16 protein-coding genes are annotated in these 16,384 nt (G+C 61.8%); 9 read left to right on the top strand and 7 right to left on the bottom strand.

All coding sequences use genetic code 11. The features are described 5' to 3' along the window. Positions 1-11: 11 nt before the first annotated feature. A complete protein-coding gene (locus tag AC1PUL_RS15010) occupies positions 12-839 on the top strand; it encodes a p-hydroxycinnamoyl CoA hydratase/lyase (RefSeq protein WP_480464947.1) in 828 nt (275 codons plus the stop codon). Positions 840-897: 58 nt separating this feature from the next. Here AC1PUL_RS15010 and AC1PUL_RS15005 read toward each other — a convergent pair whose 3' ends face one another. From AC1PUL_RS15005 to AC1PUL_RS14990, 4 genes are read right to left on the bottom strand one after another with little or no spacing between them, the layout of a single operon-like run. Next, the gene (locus AC1PUL_RS15005; protein ID WP_480464946.1) at positions 898-2,634 is read right to left on the bottom strand and encodes an acetyl/propionyl/methylcrotonyl-CoA carboxylase subunit alpha; all 1,737 of its coding nucleotides are present in this window, start codon (positions 2,632-2,634) and stop codon (positions 898-900) included. A 48-nt stretch (positions 2,635-2,682) separates the two neighbouring features. Then, positions 2,683-4,284: a 5-oxoprolinase subunit B/C family protein gene (locus tag AC1PUL_RS15000; protein WP_480464945.1), complete on the bottom strand. Its 1,602-nt coding sequence runs from the start codon at positions 4,282-4,284 to the stop codon at positions 2,683-2,685. A 7-nt stretch (positions 4,285-4,291) separates the two neighbouring features. Next, positions 4,292-5,062, bottom strand: coding sequence for a LamB/YcsF family protein (locus AC1PUL_RS14995; RefSeq protein ID WP_480464944.1), 771 nt, complete (start codon positions 5,060-5,062; stop codon positions 4,292-4,294). Positions 5,063-5,085: 23 nt separating this feature from the next. Next, entirely contained in the window at positions 5,086-6,345 is a 1,260-nt protein-coding gene (locus AC1PUL_RS14990; RefSeq protein ID WP_480464943.1) for an NRAMP family divalent metal transporter, read from the bottom strand. A gap of 321 nt (positions 6,346-6,666) precedes the next feature. Here AC1PUL_RS14990 and AC1PUL_RS14985 point away from each other — a divergent pair, with 321 nt between their 5' ends. The 7 genes from AC1PUL_RS14985 (at position 6,667) to AC1PUL_RS14955 (ending at position 12,835) form a co-directional block, all read left to right on the top strand. Next, on the top strand, positions 6,667-7,317 hold the full coding sequence (locus AC1PUL_RS14985; RefSeq protein ID WP_480464942.1) for a GntR family transcriptional regulator: 651 nt from the start codon (positions 6,667-6,669) through the stop codon (positions 7,315-7,317). Between the two features lie 28 nt (positions 7,318-7,345). After that, the gene (locus tag AC1PUL_RS14980) at positions 7,346-7,468 is read left to right on the top strand and encodes a hypothetical protein (RefSeq protein WP_480468653.1); all 123 of its coding nucleotides are present in this window, start codon (positions 7,346-7,348) and stop codon (positions 7,466-7,468) included. A gap of 719 nt (positions 7,469-8,187) precedes the next feature. Beyond that, positions 8,188-9,273: a putative urea ABC transporter substrate-binding protein gene (locus AC1PUL_RS14975; RefSeq protein ID WP_480464941.1), complete on the top strand. Its 1,086-nt coding sequence runs from the start codon at positions 8,188-8,190 to the stop codon at positions 9,271-9,273. 36 nt (positions 9,274-9,309) lie between these two features. Further along, positions 9,310-10,128: an ABC transporter permease gene (locus AC1PUL_RS14970; RefSeq protein WP_480464940.1), complete on the top strand. Its 819-nt coding sequence runs from the start codon at positions 9,310-9,312 to the stop codon at positions 10,126-10,128. Position 10,129: 1 nt separating this feature from the next. Continuing rightward, on the top strand, positions 10,130-10,918 hold the full coding sequence (locus AC1PUL_RS14965; protein ID WP_480464939.1) for an ABC transporter ATP-binding protein: 789 nt from the start codon (positions 10,130-10,132) through the stop codon (positions 10,916-10,918). A 17-nt stretch (positions 10,919-10,935) separates the two neighbouring features. Beyond that, positions 10,936-12,246 carry an NtaA/DmoA family FMN-dependent monooxygenase gene (locus AC1PUL_RS14960; RefSeq protein WP_298461305.1) on the top strand — a complete coding sequence of 437 codons (1,311 nt, stop codon included), beginning with the start codon at positions 10,936-10,938 and terminating at the stop codon, positions 12,244-12,246. 61 nt (positions 12,247-12,307) lie between these two features. Continuing rightward, positions 12,308-12,835 carry a flavin reductase gene (locus tag AC1PUL_RS14955; RefSeq protein WP_480464938.1) on the top strand — a complete coding sequence of 176 codons (528 nt, stop codon included), beginning with the start codon at positions 12,308-12,310 and terminating at the stop codon, positions 12,833-12,835. 21 nt (positions 12,836-12,856) lie between these two features. Here the strand turns inward: AC1PUL_RS14955 and AC1PUL_RS14950 are convergent, their stop codons facing one another. From AC1PUL_RS14950 to AC1PUL_RS14940, 3 genes are all read right to left on the bottom strand, one after another. Then, on the bottom strand, positions 12,857-13,366 hold the full coding sequence (locus AC1PUL_RS14950) for an acyl-CoA thioesterase (RefSeq protein WP_480464937.1): 510 nt from the start codon (positions 13,364-13,366) through the stop codon (positions 12,857-12,859). Positions 13,367-13,448: 82 nt separating this feature from the next. Further along, positions 13,449-14,297 carry a hypothetical protein gene (locus AC1PUL_RS14945; RefSeq protein WP_480464936.1) on the bottom strand — a complete coding sequence of 283 codons (849 nt, stop codon included), beginning with the start codon at positions 14,295-14,297 and terminating at the stop codon, positions 13,449-13,451. A gap of 176 nt (positions 14,298-14,473) precedes the next feature. Then, positions 14,474-15,037 carry a histidine phosphatase family protein gene (locus AC1PUL_RS14940; protein ID WP_480464935.1) on the bottom strand — a complete coding sequence of 188 codons (564 nt, stop codon included), beginning with the start codon at positions 15,035-15,037 and terminating at the stop codon, positions 14,474-14,476. Between the two features lie 253 nt (positions 15,038-15,290). Here AC1PUL_RS14940 and AC1PUL_RS14935 point away from each other — a divergent pair, with 253 nt between their 5' ends. After that, positions 15,291-16,373, top strand: coding sequence for a glycoside hydrolase family 25 protein (locus tag AC1PUL_RS14935; protein WP_480464934.1), 1,083 nt, complete (start codon positions 15,291-15,293; stop codon positions 16,371-16,373). Positions 16,374-16,384: the final 11 nt, after the last annotated feature.

Here is a 16,384-nt window from a genome sequence, read left to right as displayed (position 1 = left end):
AGGAGCCAATCATGTCCGACACCAATGCCAAGCCAGACCCGGTTCTCGTCGAGTTCGACAACGGGATTGCCTACGTCACGCTGAACCGGCCGGAAAAGCGCAACGCCATGAGCCCGACGCTGAATATCCGCATGCTTGAGGTGCTCGACGAACTGGAAGCCGACGATCGTTGCGGCGTTCTCGTCCTGCGCGGCGCCGGCCAATCCTGGTCGGCCGGCATGGACTTGAAGGAATACTTCCGTGAGAACGACGGCAAGGGTCGCGCCGCAGTCCTGAAGAGCCGTCGTCAGTCCGGTGGCTGGTGGAACCGCCTCATGTATTTCGAAAAGCCGACCATCGCCATGGTCAACGGCTGGTGCTTCGGCGGCGCCTTCACCCCGCTGGTCTCCTGCGACCTCGCGATCGCCGCGGATGAGGCGACCTTCGGCCTCTCTGAAATCAACTGGGGCATCCTGCCGGGCGGCAATGTCACGCGCGCCGTGGCCGAAGTCATGAACCACCGCGACTCGCTCTACTACATCATGACCGGCGAGACCTTCGGCGGCCAGAAGGCCCGCGAAATGGGCCTGGTCAACGAGTCCGTGCCGCTGGCCGATCTCGAAACCCGCGTTCGTGCACTGTGCGCGAGCCTGCTTGAAAAGAACCCTGTCGTCCTGAAGGCGGCGAAGGACACGTTCAAGCGCGTGCGCAACATGCCTTGGGAGCAGGCCGACGATTACATCTATGCCAAGCTCGAGCAGATGCTTTTCCTCGACAAGAGCAATGGTCGCGCCGAGGGCCTGAAGCAGTTCCTCGACGACAAGACCTACCGCCCCGGTCTCGGCGCCTACAAGCGCTGAGGCAAAGCGAATTGTCGATCAGAGCGCCCGTACTTGTTGCGGGCGTTATCTGTTTTGATCAGGACTCGAATCGGGCGACAAGTGCGCCAGCCTGGATATAGGACCCGGCTTCCGCAATCAGCTTCACTTGCCCTGAGCGCGACGCCATAACCTGCGTTTCCATTTTCATGGCTTCCATCACCGCGATCAGGTCACCCGCTTCGACCATGGCGCCGTCTTCGATCTTGAAGGCCTGAAGTGTCCCGGAAATTGGCGCGATGATGCTGGAGGCATCCTCGGCCTTCGCCGCAGCGTGCCCTAAGTCACTCGCAACACTTCCGGCGGCACCGGCGAGCCCGGACAGCAGCAGAGCCGGGATAGCAAGTTCGTGGCGCTTGCCGTCGATCTCGACATGGGTGCGGATCAGCGTTGTGTCTGGAAGCGGCTCGGGTCGGACAGCCGTAGTCAGCGTCTCGGCAAAATCCGTCTCGATCCAGCGCGTGTGAACACGGAAACCCTCTTCACCGGTAAAATCACGGCTCTCCATTGCTGCACGATGGAAGGGCAGGACCGTCGCAACACCCTCAATCGCAAATTCAGCCAAGGCGCGTCGCGCCCGGGCAAGCGCCTGTTCGCGGGTTGCGCCTGTGACAATCAGCTTTGCCATCAGGGAATCGAAGGTCCCGGGAACGGTCGAGCCGGTGGTAACGCCCGTATCGAGGCGCACGCCCGGGCCGGATGGCGGATCGAAGCGCGTGATTGCGCCCGGCGTCGGCAGGAAGCCCCGGCCGGGATCCTCGGCATTGATGCGGAACTCGATCGAGTGACCGCGCGGGGCAGGGGTCTGCAGCACTTCGAGCGCCTTGCCCTCGGCAATCCGGAACTGCTCGACGACGAGGTCGATGCCGGTCGTTTCCTCGGTCACCGGATGCTCGACTTGCAGGCGGGTGTTGACCTCGAGGAACGAGATCGTGCTGTCGACACCGAGCAGGAATTCGACGGTGCCGGCACCGGAGTAACCCGCTGCCGCGCAGATCTTTTTCGCCGCATCGTGGATCGCCTGCCGCTGGGCATCGCTGAGAAAGGGCGCCGGCGCCTCCTCCACAAGCTTCTGATTGCGCCGCTGCAGCGAACAGTCGCGTGTCCCGAGCACCAGCACATTGCCATGCTTGTCCGCGAGAACCTGCGCCTCGATATGGCGCGGTCGATCAAGAAAGCGCTCAAGGAAACATTCGCCACGACCGAAGGCGGCTTGCGCCTCGCGCACGGCGGAATGATAGAGCTCTGCCACATCCTCCATCTTCCAGGCGACCTTCAGGCCCCGCCCACCGCCGCCATGCGCAGCCTTGATCGCAACGGGCAAACCGTACTGCTTGGCGAACGCAACGACCTCCTCGGCAGTCTCGACCGGACCATCGCTGCCGGCGACCAGCGGCGCGCCGACCGAAAGCGCGATCCGCCGCGCCTCGACCTTGTCGCCAAGCGCTTCGATCACATGCGGATCGGGGCCGATCCAGGTAAGGCCTGCCTCTTGTACGGCGCGGGCGAATTCCGCCCGTTCGGACAGGAACCCGTAGCCGGGATGCACCGCGTCCGCCCCTGACCGTCGGGCAATCTCGACGAGTTTCTGGATGTCCAGATAGGTCTCCGCCGGGCGGCTGCCGCCAAGCCCATAGGCCTCATCTGCCAACTTGACGAACAGCGCATCCAGATCCGGATCGGCATAGACTGCGACGGATTGAAGCCCATAGTCGCGGCAGGCGCGGATGATGCGCACGGCGATTTCGCCGCGATTGGCGATCAGCACTTTCTTCATCGGGGTCTCCTCACTGTCTCTCTTGGCCTGCCATCGCCGCTTCGCGGATCACGCCCGGTCGGGCACGATCTCGGCGAAACGCGTGATCGGCCGGAATTGGATTTTCGCATTCACCGGGATCTGGCCGGCGAGATCGAGATGGTATTCGGCAACCGTGCCGATGACCGGGTAGCCGCCGGTGAGCGGATGATCGGCGAGGAAGAGCACGGGCTGCCCGCTATGCGGAACCTGGATCGCGCCCGTCGCCGTGCCTTCGCTGGGAAGCTCGGCCTTGTCCTTGCGCTCAAGGGCCTCCGGACCGGAGAGCCGGATCCCGACCCGGTTCGATTGCGGCGTCACCTCGTAGACCTGGCTCGACAGCGTTTCGATCCCCCGCTCGGTGAACCAGTCGCTGCGGGGACCCATGACGACATCGAGCGTCACGATTTCGCCCGGTGCCGGACAGATAAAGGCAGGGCTCTCGGTCAGCGACACCGGCGAAAGGCGGTGCTCCCCCTTGCCAATGGCAAGCACCGCGCCGACGCCGACCGGCTCCGGCCCGACGACGGCAAGCGTATCCGTCGAGGCGCTGCCGAGAATCGGTGCGACATCGAGGCCACCGCGAAATGCGAGATAGCTGCGGGCGCCGCGCGCCGCGAAACCGAGGGAAACCGTGTCTCCCGCTTCCAGTGAAATCGGCTGATATCCTTCGGCGACGATGCTCCGACCCTCCTTGTTGCGAACCGAGATGGGGCAGGGGGCGCCCGTCAGGGCCATCACGGTCGGCCCGGAAACCTCGAAGGCGAAACCACCGAGCGTGATCTCCAGGCAGGCCGCTTCCAAGGGATTGCCGACGATCCGGTTCGCAGCCCGGAAGGCCCCCTGGTCAAGGGAGCCTGAGGAGGAGACGCCCTGTCCTGCCTGGCCGAAACGGCCGAGATCCTGCGCCAGCGCCGGCATCGGGGCGGCGGTGACCGTGATCGTCGTGGCGGCATGAGATGCAGTGTTGCCTGCGGGGGTCGGTTCTACGCGACAGGATGCAACCACGCTCTGCGGCCGCTTGGCAAGATCGAAGAACCGCACCCGGTATCCCGGCTGGAACAGCGCGGGCGGATCGCGCGTCAGGTCCCACATCTTGAGCGGCGTCGTGCCAATGAGCTGCCAGCCGCCGGGGCTCGCCTGCGGATAGACGCCGGAAAAGGCGCCGGCGAGCGCGACCGATCCGGCGGGGATCTTCGTGCGCGGGCTTTGCCGCCGCGGCACCTGCAACGCTGGATCGCCGCCGACCAGATAGCCGAAACCCGGCGCAAAGCCACAGAATGCCACGGTGAATTCGCTCGCCGTATGCCGCTCGATCACCTCAGCAACGGAAAGTCCGGTTAGCTCTCCGACGTCGTGCAGGTCTTCGCCGTCATAGATGACGGGGATCTCGACCAGCATGTCAGACGGCGGGATCTTCGCCGAGAGATCACGAGAGCTGATCGCCCCAGCCAGGCCTTCCGCTGTCAGCACCTCTGGTCGAAACCGGATCATCAGCGTCCGCGCGGCCGGGACGATGTCGACGATGCCGTCCACCGGTTCGGCTTCCAGCGATGCGAAAAGCGCGAGTGTTTCGTCGAGATCTTTCAATTCGACGATCAGGACAGTCAGACTGACGGGGAGAAAACGCATCTGAGCCTCAGGCGTGTTTTTTGAGGAAGGATCGCACTGCAATCCCGTCCTTCTCGAAAGCCTGCCGGATTTCCCGCGCGATCGCGACGGCACCGGGGCTGTCGCCATGGACACAGATGGATTGCGCGTCGATCTTGATCGTCGAGCCATCGATCGCCTCGATCGTCCCGTCATGGGCAAGCTGCAGCATGCGTCGGGCAATAAGCCCTGCATCATGCAGCACGGCCCCTGGCTCCCGGCGGGAGACAAGCGCACCCGATGGCATATAGGCGCGATCGGCGAACGCCTCTGCGACAACCTTCAACCCCGAGGCGCGGGCGAGATCGAGGATCGGCGAGCCCGCGAGCCCCATCATGATGAGCTTCGGATCGATCGCCCGGATGCCGTCGATGACAGCCTGGCCCTGCTTCGGGTCATGGGCGATGCGATTATAGAGCGCACCATGCGGCTTCACATAGCCGACGCTGACGCCGGCAGCCGCCGCAACGCCCTTCAGCGCGCCGATCTGGTAGATCACATCGGCGGTCAGTTCCGCCGATGTGACATCCATGTCGCGCCGGCCAAAGCCGACGCGGTCCGGGTAGGAGACATGCGCCCCAATCGAGACACCGCGCTCTGCGGCAGCCTTGACGGTCTTCAGGATGCCGACAGGATCGCCGGCATGAAAACCGCAGGCGACATTGGCGCTGGAGACGATGGAAAGCATCGCCTCGTCGTCGCCCATGGCCCAGGCGCCATAGCTTTCGCCGAGGTCGCTGTTCAGATCGATAGCAGTCATGTCTTCCTCCCCTTTCGTCTTGCTCAGGCGGCCGTCAGCAGCGCGAAGATCGGTCCGATCGACTTGTAGCCCATGTACCAGGTGAGCGCGCAAGTGAGGGCTCCGAGGATCAACAGCCAGCGCGGATAGCGATAGCCACCCATCAGGTCGGAGCGTGCCCAGGCCGCATAGATGAAGATCGAAAGACCGATCGGCAGGATGAGGCCGTTCAGACCGCCGACAAAGACCAGCATCTGCGCCGGCGGCGTGGTGATGATAACGTAGAAGAACAGCGAGACGGCAATGAAGATGACAGTCGCAATGTTGCGGCCACGTTCGGTGATATCAGGCTTGAAGACGGTGATGAAGGACACCGAGGTATAGGCAGCTCCAATGACCGAGGTGATCGCCGCAAACCAGAGCACCGCACCGAAGATGCGAAGACCAACGTCACCGGCGGCCGCCTGGAAGGCCTGTGCTGCCGGGTTGGCACCCTTGCCGGATACGTCGATCACGACACCGCTTGCGACAACACCAAGGATCGCGAGGAAGAGCACGTAGCGCATGACGCCGGTGACGGCGATCCCCGACAGGGCCGCACGGTTGACGGCGCTGAGGTTCTCGATGCCGACCGTGCCCTTGTCGAGCAGGCGATGGGCGCCCGAATAGGTGATGTAGCCCCCGACCGTACCACCGACGATGGTGGTGATCGTCGCGAAGTCGATGGTCGACGGAATGAAGGTCTGGAAGAGAGCGTCACCCACCGGAGGCTGCGAGACGATCGCGACATAGAGCGTCAGAATGATCATCGCGACGCCGGCCACCACGATCAGCCGATCGATCGCAACACCGGCGCGATGCGACAGGAAAATGCCGATCGAGATCAGCGCGCTGATCGCGCCACCCCATTTCGGGTCGAGCCCGACCATGGCGTTGATGCCGAGGCCGGTGCCGCCGATATTTCCGATGTTGAAGAAAAGACCACCGACAATCACGAGGACCGCGAGCAGATAGCCGGTACCGGGAATGGCCGCATTGGCGATGTCGGAGGCACGCATCTTCGTCAGCGTCACGATCCGCCAGATGTTCAGCTGCACGACGAAGTCGATCAGGATCGAAGCCAGGATTGCGAAGGCGAAGGCAGCGCCGAGCTTGGTGGTGAAGGTTGCTGTCTGGGTGATGAAGCCCGGTCCGATGGCGGACGTCGCCATCAGGAAGATTGCTGCAGTCAGCGCGGCGCGCCGCGTCTTGGCGGACATGCCGCCGGGTGCGGCCTCACCGGCCGTGGTCGAAGTCTGTTCCATGTTTCCCTCTCGGTTGACCTGTCCCGGCTTGACGCGGGGCTTGTTGTTCACCTGCGAGGTCAGCCTCGCGTGGTTTCACAATTCTGTCAATATTGTTCAACGATTTTATTTTATCGTTCTACTTTCTGACTCTGAAATGAGCAGAATGATGCACGGTTGGGCGGATATCCGCGCAGCTGGAACAATTTTTGGTCGCTTTCTGCTCCACTTCTTGCTGCGATTCCGCGCTTGGATGATAAAGCGGCGGGCAGCTTGCTGACGCCCTGTCGGTGCGCGGTCCGAGATGATGTGCCGGCTTGACCGGGCCAACTGGGGAAACTGATGGCAGACACGGATACCACTGCAGCCTTGGCTCCGCGCCTGGCGGAAGCAATTCGCGACAGGTTGATCAGCGGTGAACTGAAGCCAGGCCAGCGTCTGTCAGAAGCTGCCCTGAGTGCTGACTTCGATGTCTCCCGCAACTCTCTGCGCGAGGCGTTCCGCCTGCTCACCAAGGACGGCCTTCTCCAGCACGAGCCGAACCGTGGCGTCTTCGTCGCGACCCCCAGCATGGCCTCGATCATCGACATCTACAGGGTAAGACGCATCGTCGAGGGCCAGGCGCTCGCCAACGCCTATCCCAATCATCCCGCCGTAGCGCGTATGCGCGCGTCGGTCGACGCCGCTCGATCGGCCCGCGATCGCAACGACTGGACGGCAGTCGGCAGCGAGAACATGAAGTTCCATGCGGCGATCGTCGATCTGGCCGACAGCCAGCGCCTGAACGGCTTCTATGCCCAGATCGCAGCCGAACTGCGCTTGAGCTTCGGTCTCCTCAAGGAGCCAGAGCTGCTCCATGCTCCCTATGTCGAGATGAATGCGGAAATTCTGCAGAAGCTGGAAGCCGGGGACCCGAAAGGTGCAGCCGCAGCTCTGGAAGCCTATCTGCTGCAGTCCGAACGCACCGTGCTTGCGGCCTTTTCCCGGATCTAGTTGTTCTAACGTTCAGGGGCGCAGCTGCGTGATCAACAGTTCCCGGAAGCTCGGCAATATCGTCCGCGATGCAAACCTCGCCACGGCTTTCTGCGGCATGGAAGATCCCGTCCAGATGCAACCCGATGAAGCGTGCAAGTTTCTCAGGTGAGACTTTGCGATAGCGCTCGGACGTCATGCCGGCTTCAAGGGTTGATACGATCAGTGTTCGCTCGAAGCTGTAGAAGCCCTGTACGAGTGTGTCGAGCTCGGGATCCCGCACGGGTTGGGCGGCCTGGTCCGACATCAGCTTGACCATCCTCGACATCATGGTCGGCGCCATCGCCGCATGGGTGGCGAACCAGGCACCGATATCGCCGAGAAAGTCGTCCTGATGGGCATGTCGCCTCAGCTCATAGTCTCCGGTGACCTGCCCGAGCGCGCGGGCGAGCACCGCGCGGATCAACTGATCCTTGCTGGCGAAGTAGTGGTAGAGAAGCGCCACATTGACGTCGCAGGCGAGCGCGATGTCCCGCATGGTCACGACGCTGAAATGCGATGTACCCACCAGCCCGAGCGTGGCGTCGAGGATGAGCTCCATCCGCCGTTCCGGGTCCAGCCTCTGTCGTGCCACCTTGCCCAAACTCTTGAAGTCCTCGTCAGGTTGTTCCGGAGCCGTTACCGCCACTTTCAGGACAATGCCAGTGCAAAATCGCTGACTGGATTATGTGCAATGCAGCATTGGCTTGCGCCCAAAAAACAGGTTTCTCGCTAAATCACTGATTTCGTTTGCCCAAAATTTGATCTTCGTCATTTTTGCACTTGCGAAGCTATTAAACGCTTGCTTAGTTAACCGCAATCAGCCCCGCGATCCGATCTGGAGACAAGCCGATGAAGTACTCAATTCGTGCCATTGCCCAGTCCATCATCCTGTCCACCACGCTCTTGGCCGCATCGGTTCTGCCGGCTGCAGCGGAAGCGAAAACGAGCTTCAAGGTGGGGTACTCGATCTATATCGGCTTCATGCCGATGGGCTACATGAAGGAAAGCGGCATCCTGAAGAAGTGGGCCGACAAATACGGCATCGAGATCGAGATGATCGCCGTCAACGACTATGTCGGCTCCATCAACCAGTTCATCGCCGGTGAGCTCGATGCCGTTGGCGTTGCCGGTATGGATGCGCTCACCATGCCGGCTGCGGGTGGCATCGATACGTCGATTTTCCTGATCACCGACTACTCCAACGGAAATGACATGCTGATGTCCAAGTCGGCGGCGTCGGTCGCTGATCTCAAGGACAAGGAAGTCTATCTCGTCGAATACAGCGTCTCGCACTATCTGCTGAACCGCGCTCTGGTCCTCAACGGCTTGAGCGGCGTCGGCGAGGTGAAGACGGTCAACATCTCGGATGCTGATATCGCCGCGGCCTATCTCGCCAACCCGGACATCCAGAATGCTGCGGCCTGGAAGCCCATGTCGGCCGATATGCTGGCCGGGTCCAAGGAGAGCAAGGTGCTCTTTGACAGCTCCAAGATCCCGGGTGAGATCATGGACGTTTTCATCGGCAATACTGAGGTCCTCAAGGACAATCCCGCCTTCGGCAAGGCGCTGACCGGCGCCTGGTATGAAGCGCTTGCGGCGATGAAGGCAGGCGGTGACGCAGCCAAGCCGGTCAACGAATACATGGCCTCGGCACTTGGCACCGATCAGGCAGGCCTGCAAACCCAGATCGACACGACCTTCTTCTTCTACACGCCGGCCGAAGCCGCGGCTTTCCTCACCGATCCCAAGACCGGCACCATCATGGATGACATTCGCAAGTTCTCCTTCGACCGAGGCCTCTTCGGCCAAGGCGCCACGTCGGTCGATGCGATCGGGATCGAACTCGCTGATGGCACCGTGCTCGGTGATCCCGCCAACATCAAGCTGAGGATTGACGCGTCCTACGCCAAGCTCGGCGCAGACGGCGGGCTCTGAACTCGAAAGGCCTGGGGACGGGAAAGGGGACGAACCATGAAGCGGATCATCAACTACCCCCCGTCCCGAGGCCAGCGTCTCTTCCTCGGCATCCTTCCCTTCATCCTGATTGCGGTCGCCTATCTCCTGGCGTCCGAGGCCCGTCTCTTGGTCAATCCCACAGACAAGCTGATGCCGGGGGTTCCCTCCTTCGTCGCAGCCATGCAGCGGATGATGTTTGAGCAGGATCGTGCGACTGGTGCGCTTCTCTTCTGGTGGGATACATATCTCAGCCTCTGGCGCCTTTTTGTCGGCCTTGGCCTCTCCGCCCTGATGGGCCTCGTCTTGGGAACACCGATCGGCTTTATCCCGCAGCTTAGGGCCACTTTCGATCCGGTGCTGGCTGCGATCTCCCTGGTGCCGCCGCTCGCCGTTCTGCCGATCCTCTTCATCCTCTTCGGTCTCGGCGAGGTCTCGAAGATCGTGCTGATCGTCTTCGGCGTTGCCCCCTTCCTGATGCGCGATGTCGTGCTGCGGGTGGATGCCATCCCGCGTGAGCAGATCATCAAGGCCCAGACGCTCGGCGGCTCCACCTGGCACATGCTGATCCATGTCGTCCTGCCCCAGATCATGCCGGGACTGATCAACGCGGTGCGTCTCTCGCTCGGCGCAACCTGGCTCTTCGTGATTGCTGCCGAAGCGATCACCGCCGAAGGCGGGCTGGGCTACCGCATCTTTCTCGTTCGTCGCTATCTCGCGATGGATATCATCCTGCCTTACGTCATCTGGATCACGCTCCTCGCCTTTCTTGTCGATCTAGCCCTTCGCAAACTCTCGGCCTGGCTCTTCCCCTGGTCCGTCTTGAAGGAGGGCTGAGATGGTCGAGATCGTCTTCGACAAGGTTTGGAAGGAGTATGGCGACGCCATCATCCTCGAAAATGTCAGCCTGACGTTGAAGGATCACGAATTCCTGTCGATCGTCGGCCCGAGCGGTGTGGGCAAGACGACGCTGCTGCGCCTGCTGCTCAGCCAGGAGGTGCCGACACGTGGCGAGATCCGCATCGACGGCCAGCCGATTGCTGGCGAACCGACGGAGGATCGCGGCGTCGTCTTCCAGCGTTACTCGGTCTTCCCGCACAAGACGGTGCTCGGCAATATCATGCTCGGCCCCGAATGGCGTGGCTCGACCTTTCTCGGCAAGCTCTACGGTCCACGACGCAAGGCGCTGCTTGAGCGTGCACATGCCTTGCTGGAGCGTGTCGGCTTGAAAGACGCGGTCGACAAATATCCCCAGCAACTCTCCGGCGGCATGCAACAGCGACTGGCCATTGCCCAGGCGCTGATCATGCAGCCCAAGGTGCTGCTGCTCGATGAACCCTTCGGCGCGCTCGATCCTGTAACCCGCAAGAGCATGCATGTGCTGATCCGCGAGCTCTGGAGCGAGCGCCAGATGACGATCGTCATGGTGACCCATGACATGGGCGAGGCTTTCGAACTCGGAACCCGTGTGATTGCTATCGACAAGCATCGTAAGGACCCACAGGCGCCCGAGCGCTACGGCGCCGGCATCATCTCCGACTTCGAAGCCAAGCCCAGGATCGTGCGCGATTCCGCCCGCTTCGAACTCACCCGTTCCAAGATCATCCCCCTCCAGACTGCCCGCTGACAAAGGAGAGCCTTCCCATGGCCAAGAAGATGCACCTCGCCTGGTTCATGAATTTCACGCCCGACGAATGGCGCGAACCCTTCGGGCAGGGCGGCTATCCCTGGGACGGGCGCTTCTACATCGAGATGGCGCAGACCCTGGAGCGTGCCTGCTTCGATTACATCATGATCGAAGACAAGCTTATGGTGCCGCAGACCTATGGCGGCTCGCGGGATTTCGCGCTGAAGAACGCGATGATGGTGCCAAAGCACGATCCGGCGCCGCTTGCGACCGCCATGGGCATGGCCACGTCGCGCCTCGGCGTCGTCGCGACCATGTCGACCATGGCCTATCCGCCCTTCCTGCTCGCCCGTCTCTGCTCGACCATCGACAGCCTGACACGCGGCCGTTTCGGCTGGAACATCGTCACCAGCGCCGAGGATCTGGCGGCCAAGAATTTCAACATGGACAAGCTGCCGTTGCGCGAAACGCGCTACGAGATGGCGGAAGAGTATATGGAGGTCGTCAACAAGCTCTTCGACAGTTGGGACAAGGACGCCGTCGTCCTCGACCGGGAGAAGGGGATCTATGTCGACCCGTCCAAGGTCCGGACCATTGATCACGTCGGCAAGCACTACCAGGTGCGCGGGCCGCTCAACACGGTGCCGTCGCCGCAGCATCGACCGATCTATGTCCAGGCCGGCGCCTCGCCGCGTGGCCGCGACTTTGCCGCCCGCTTTGCAGATTCGATCATCTCGGTAGCCTCAGGCGTGGCGGAGATGAAAGCCTTCCGCGACGATATCCGCGCCCGTGCGGCAAAGGTGGGCCGCGATCCCGATGAGATCAAGGTGCTCTTCTGCGTCACGCCGACGCTCGGCGAGACGGAATTCGAGGCGCAGGAAAAGTACAAGCGCCTTGTCTCCTCCGACTATTTCATCACCGATACGCTGGCGTCGATTTCCGCCATCACCGAAATCGATTTCTCAAAGTTCGATCTCGACAAGCCGCTGCCGGAAAAGCTGGTGACCAACGGCGAGTCTGGTTCCCTCGACAAGTTCCAGCAATGGGGCAGTGGCAAGACGCTGCGCGAGCTCGTCGTTTCCGGCGGCGGCGGTCTCGTCTCCTCCGTCGAGCTGATCGGCACGCCGGACCAGGTGGCCGAGCGCATGGGTGAGGTCATGGACGCAGTCGGCGGCGACGGTTTCCTCATCACGACACCGGTGCTTCGTGTGTCCCGACGCTACCTCACGGAAGTGGCCGACGGTCTGGTGCCGGCGCTGCAGAAGCGAGGCCTCGCCCGTACGTCATACGCTCACGAACTGCTGCGCGACAATCTGCGAGAATTCTGACGCAACGACGATAATCGCTTGGCTCCAAGGCTTGGTTCGAACCTCACGAGAAGGATCCGTCATGACAGAGCTTCATTGCGCCCCGTCTGGCACCAGGGCGCCGCTGCCGCCGGTGACGCGCGAAACCTATCGCAACGGGATGGCGTCGCTTGCCGCCGCCGTGAACCTGATCGCAACCGACGGGCCGTCGGGGCGAGCAGGTTTCACGGCAACCGCCGTCACCAGCGTTACCGACGACCCGCCGACGCTGCTCGTCTGCCTCAACAGGGCAAGCTCGGCTGCCCCGGCGGTCATGGAAAACAAGGTGGTATCCGTCAACGCGCTGGCGCCGGGCCATGAAGCGGTATCCTCGCTCTTTGGCGGCAAGACGCCCATGGAAGACCGCTTTGCCGCCGCCCGCTGGACATCCGGCCAGACGGGTGCACCGCTCCTTGCAGACGCACTCGTTTCTTTTGACTGTGAAGTGACCGAAACGGTCGAGGTTGGCACGCACTTTATCCTGATGTGCCGTGTCGTTGATGTTCGCGCCGGTGATAGCGAAGAGGCCCTCGTCTATTTCCGCCGTGCCTATCAGTCCGTGAGCGCCTGACCTGAACGGGCAGGATGGGATTCAGCCGTGTGCCCGATCTCCATCCGCCATCTGGCTCGCCTCCTTGAAGCGCGCTTCGAATTCCAGACGCAGTGCGCGGCGGGTCTCGGCGGCGCGCTGCCGCCGCTTGCGGATGTCCGATTGCGGCTCATAGGGAGGAACGGCAGTCGGTTTGCCCTCGGCATCCACGGCGACCATGGTGAAATAGCAGGAATTGGTGTGGCGCCGTTCGCCGGTCCGGATGTTTTCGGCCTCCACCCTTATGCCGATTTCCATCGAGGTGCGCCCCGCATGATTGATCGAGGCCCGGAAGGTCACGAGTTCACCGACATGGATCGGCTGGCGGAAGACGACCTGATCGACCGAAAGGGTGACCGCATACTGCTGTGAGTATCGCGAGGCACAGGAATAGGCCACGCGGTCGAGCAGATTGAGCAGGGCGCCCCCATGTACCTTGCCGGAGAAATTCGCCATGTCGGGGGTCATCAGGACCACCATTTCAAGCTGGCTCGTGTCATGCGTTGCGTCCATAAGATCCCCTCTGCCTGTTGCTGCAACACGATCCTATTTTGCAGTGCGGCAGGACGGCAAGTGCGAGAGGTAAGATGGGCGATCAGGCAAGCGACGATCGCCTGCTCTCTGCCTGTTCTGCGGTCTCGGCGACCCAGCTCCAGAAGGACAGATGGTAGTCCCTGATATCATCGAGCATCCGCGCCGTGAGTGCTATGTTATGCGTTCGACGATCCTGAAGGACGAAACCCCGCTCCTCCGCCCCGTTCATCACATTGCGCACATGCGAATGCGAAATGCCCAGGCGATCGGCAAGCTGCCGGGCTTCGAGAAGAAACCAACGCGTTTCCTGATCCCCCGGATGTTCGTAATGCGCTCTCAGCAGTGCTAGCGCTATCCTGTCACCGCAATCGAAGCCGTCAAACCAGGACCAGGCATCCTGGCCATTGGCCATATGCGCCCTGACCCGATCGAACATCAGCCGCGCGGCCGCGATGTAGCGCAGCCCATATTCCTCGTCTGTCTTCAGACGATGCGTGCTGCCGGTCTGCAGAAGACCGGCCACTTCCGCGCAGGTCATATGATGGGACAGCCAGGTTTTCAGCCCATCCAGAAGTGGGGGCTTGGCCACCAGCACCTTCGCCCTTCGATCCTCCTCATGATCGATCGCCTCGATGAAACGCGCGAACCGCAGAAGGGCAAAGAAGCTCGACAGCGTTCGGGAGCGCCCCATCTCCGCCTGGATACGCGTTAGCGTCGGGCGTGCGCCCAGACCGAGCTCCGCCTCACAATGCATGACGGCGAGAAGGCCAGCGGCATGGGATTGCAGGTTGCGACCAAAGATTTTGTTGATCAGCTTCTCACTGAAATGCATCGGCAGGATGCTGTTGGCGCAATAGCGAATGGCATCCTCATAGGCCTGATCGTCCAGCCTCGCCCGCAATACGTCCATGGTCTCGCCGCTCCCCAATCGTGGCAGCGTCAAAGTAACATGTTTCAAACAGGTTTGCCGTGATAGCGATTACATCTTGAACTTTTGTCAGTGCAAAGCCGATCGTTCAACCGACAGATGCCGATTGTCGACGTGCTTACCCCTGGCAGGCCTGAGCCCGCCAACCCATGTTCCGGTCATGCTTCGGTAGACTGCCGACCGACGACACTGACATTGCTGCCCGCATCCAGGCTTGCGAAGACGAGTTCTCCGCTCCTTGGCACGATTGAGGTCAGTCCCGTGATGTTCACCTGGTGCGTGACGAGGACCAGCGGCAACTCCGAAGTATGGGAGGACAGCCAGGTCCTCAGCGCTTCTGTCTGTCCCGTACCATCTTCCGGTCGGCCGAAAAAAGAATTCAACAGCCGCTGCGGCGAGACGGGCCCAAGCTCCATCAGCGTCGCTGTGTCCAGACACCGGCACCATTCGCTCGAATAGACCGCCGCTTTTTCAATGCCGTTGTCGCGGAACAAGGACCCGATCCGCGCGGCTTGCGCACGGCCCTCCTGGGAGAGATTGCGCTGGGTGCTGCAGTCGCCGAGTCGCATGCCCGGTGGGTCGCCCGTACCCGGTGCGATCGCGTGGCGCAGGAGCACAAAGGCTCGCCGGCTGCGAAGAGCCTCCCAGGCATCCTCACTGCGTGCCGGGCCGCCGGCGAGGAAAAACATCGAGGTCACGAGAAAGGAGCGTCGGCGAAGCATGGCTTATCCCTGGGCTGGAAATGACCGAATGAAACGCCTTACGATGGCTCAAGCCCTAAGGATCAGGGCTCACGGTGCACATGCGTGTGAACGCAAATCGTTCGCTGATTGAAGCCATGGGTTCTCAAAACACTCTGTTTGATCCGTAAAGATTGCATTCACCTTTTTCCGGTAAAGCTTTGTTAGCAATTTCCCTGAAGCTCCGGGTGCTCGCCTCCGCTTATGCCCGGCCGATAGTTAGAGTCCGTGTGTCATGCGTTCCAAGGTCTTGCCCTCGCTCCTCATCGCTTGCCTTGTGCTCAGCGGCTGCAGTGCCCGGACAAATCCTGTCGAAGCCTTGCAGTTGCGCCCCCAGCCGACACAGACGGCTGCAGTGCCAACACCCGCTGTTGCCGTGAACGAGCAGACTGGCGCAATCACCCCAGTTTCTGCTCCATCTGCTGCCGATCCTCAGGCTCTAGCCTGGGCGGGCAGGACCCCGAACCAGGCACATTTCGAGACGTCCCCGATGACGGCAGGCATGCCGGTTCCCGATCAGCGCTCCATGGCCATGCTGGCTCCGCCGATGCCCTCCGCTGTGGCCCCGCAGGAGCCCGCTGCGCGCTCGACCGGCCGCCACCGCGTCTACAACCAGCGTTTCAGTGATGCCAAGCCGATCAATTTCGGCAAGGTGAAACCGAAGCATCATGCGGTTCACGGCGTCGATGTCTCGCGCTGGCAGGGCAATATCGATTGGGCGACGCTGCGAAGCCAGGGCGCCAACTTCGCCTATATCAAGGCCACCGACGGTGGTGATCATCTCGATCCCATGTTCCACACCAACTGGAAGCGGGCCAAGGACGCCGGTCTGAAGCGCGGCGCCTATCACTTCTTCTACTGGTGCCGCGTCGCCTCAGAGCAGGCCGACTGGTTCATCCGCAATGTTCCGCGCGATCCGGATGCCCTGCCGCCGGTCATCGATGTCGAATACAACGGCGAGTCGAGCTGCCGCTTCCGCCTGTCGCCGGAAAAGGCGCGCGAGAAGATGCAGGTCTTCATGGATCGCCTGGAGCAGCACTACGGCAAGCGTCCGGTGATCTACACGGCACCCGATTTCTACAAGGACAACCTGCGCGGCCATTTCCTCGACTATCCCTTCTGGCTGCGTTCGGTGGCTGCCCATCCGTCCAAGGTCTATCCCGGTCGCAAGTGGGTGTTTTGGCAGTATTCCGGTTCCGGCCTTTCCCAGGGCGTGAACGGCAAGATCGACCTCAACGTCTTCTACGGCTCGGTGTCCGACTGGCAGAACTGGGTTGCCGGCAAGAAGAGCTGGGAGCGGGTCGCCGGCCTGCGATAAAACCGGCAGAG

It is taken from the genome of Rhizobium sp. P43 (assembly GCF_056730705.1).
The sequence above is the reverse complement of the archived record's forward strand: the minus strand, read 5'-3'. Positions and strand labels throughout refer to the sequence as shown.

Bases quoted from the DNA above. Each gene is read 5' to 3' on its own strand.
- AC1PUL_RS15010 (WP_480464947.1), top strand. From the start codon at position 12: ATGTCCGACACCAATGCCAAGCCAGACCCGGTTCTCGTCGAGTTCGAC.
- AC1PUL_RS15005 (WP_480464946.1), bottom strand. From the start codon at position 2,634: ATGAAGAAAGTGCTGATCGCCAATCGCGGCGAAATCGCCGTGCGCATC.
- AC1PUL_RS15000 (WP_480464945.1), bottom strand. From the start codon at position 4,284: ATGCGTTTTCTCCCCGTCAGTCTGACTGTCCTGATCGTCGAATTGAAA.
- AC1PUL_RS14995 (WP_480464944.1), bottom strand. From the start codon at position 5,062: ATGACTGCTATCGATCTGAACAGCGACCTCGGCGAAAGCTATGGCGCC.
- AC1PUL_RS14990 (WP_480464943.1), bottom strand. From the start codon at position 6,345: ATGGAACAGACTTCGACCACGGCCGGTGAGGCCGCACCCGGCGGCATG.
- AC1PUL_RS14985 (WP_480464942.1), top strand. From the start codon at position 6,667: ATGGCAGACACGGATACCACTGCAGCCTTGGCTCCGCGCCTGGCGGAA.
- AC1PUL_RS14975 (WP_480464941.1), top strand. From the start codon at position 8,188: ATGAAGTACTCAATTCGTGCCATTGCCCAGTCCATCATCCTGTCCACC.
- AC1PUL_RS14970 (WP_480464940.1), top strand. From the start codon at position 9,310: ATGAAGCGGATCATCAACTACCCCCCGTCCCGAGGCCAGCGTCTCTTC.
- AC1PUL_RS14965 (WP_480464939.1), top strand. From the start codon at position 10,130: ATGGTCGAGATCGTCTTCGACAAGGTTTGGAAGGAGTATGGCGACGCC.
- AC1PUL_RS14960 (WP_298461305.1), top strand. From the start codon at position 10,936: ATGGCCAAGAAGATGCACCTCGCCTGGTTCATGAATTTCACGCCCGAC.
- AC1PUL_RS14955 (WP_480464938.1), top strand. From the start codon at position 12,308: ATGACAGAGCTTCATTGCGCCCCGTCTGGCACCAGGGCGCCGCTGCCG.
- AC1PUL_RS14950 (WP_480464937.1), bottom strand. From the start codon at position 13,366: ATGGACGCAACGCATGACACGAGCCAGCTTGAAATGGTGGTCCTGATG.
- AC1PUL_RS14945 (WP_480464936.1), bottom strand. From the start codon at position 14,297: ATGGACGTATTGCGGGCGAGGCTGGACGATCAGGCCTATGAGGATGCC.
- AC1PUL_RS14940 (WP_480464935.1), bottom strand. From the start codon at position 15,037: ATGCTTCGCCGACGCTCCTTTCTCGTGACCTCGATGTTTTTCCTCGCC.
- AC1PUL_RS14935 (WP_480464934.1), top strand. From the start codon at position 15,291: ATGCGTTCCAAGGTCTTGCCCTCGCTCCTCATCGCTTGCCTTGTGCTC.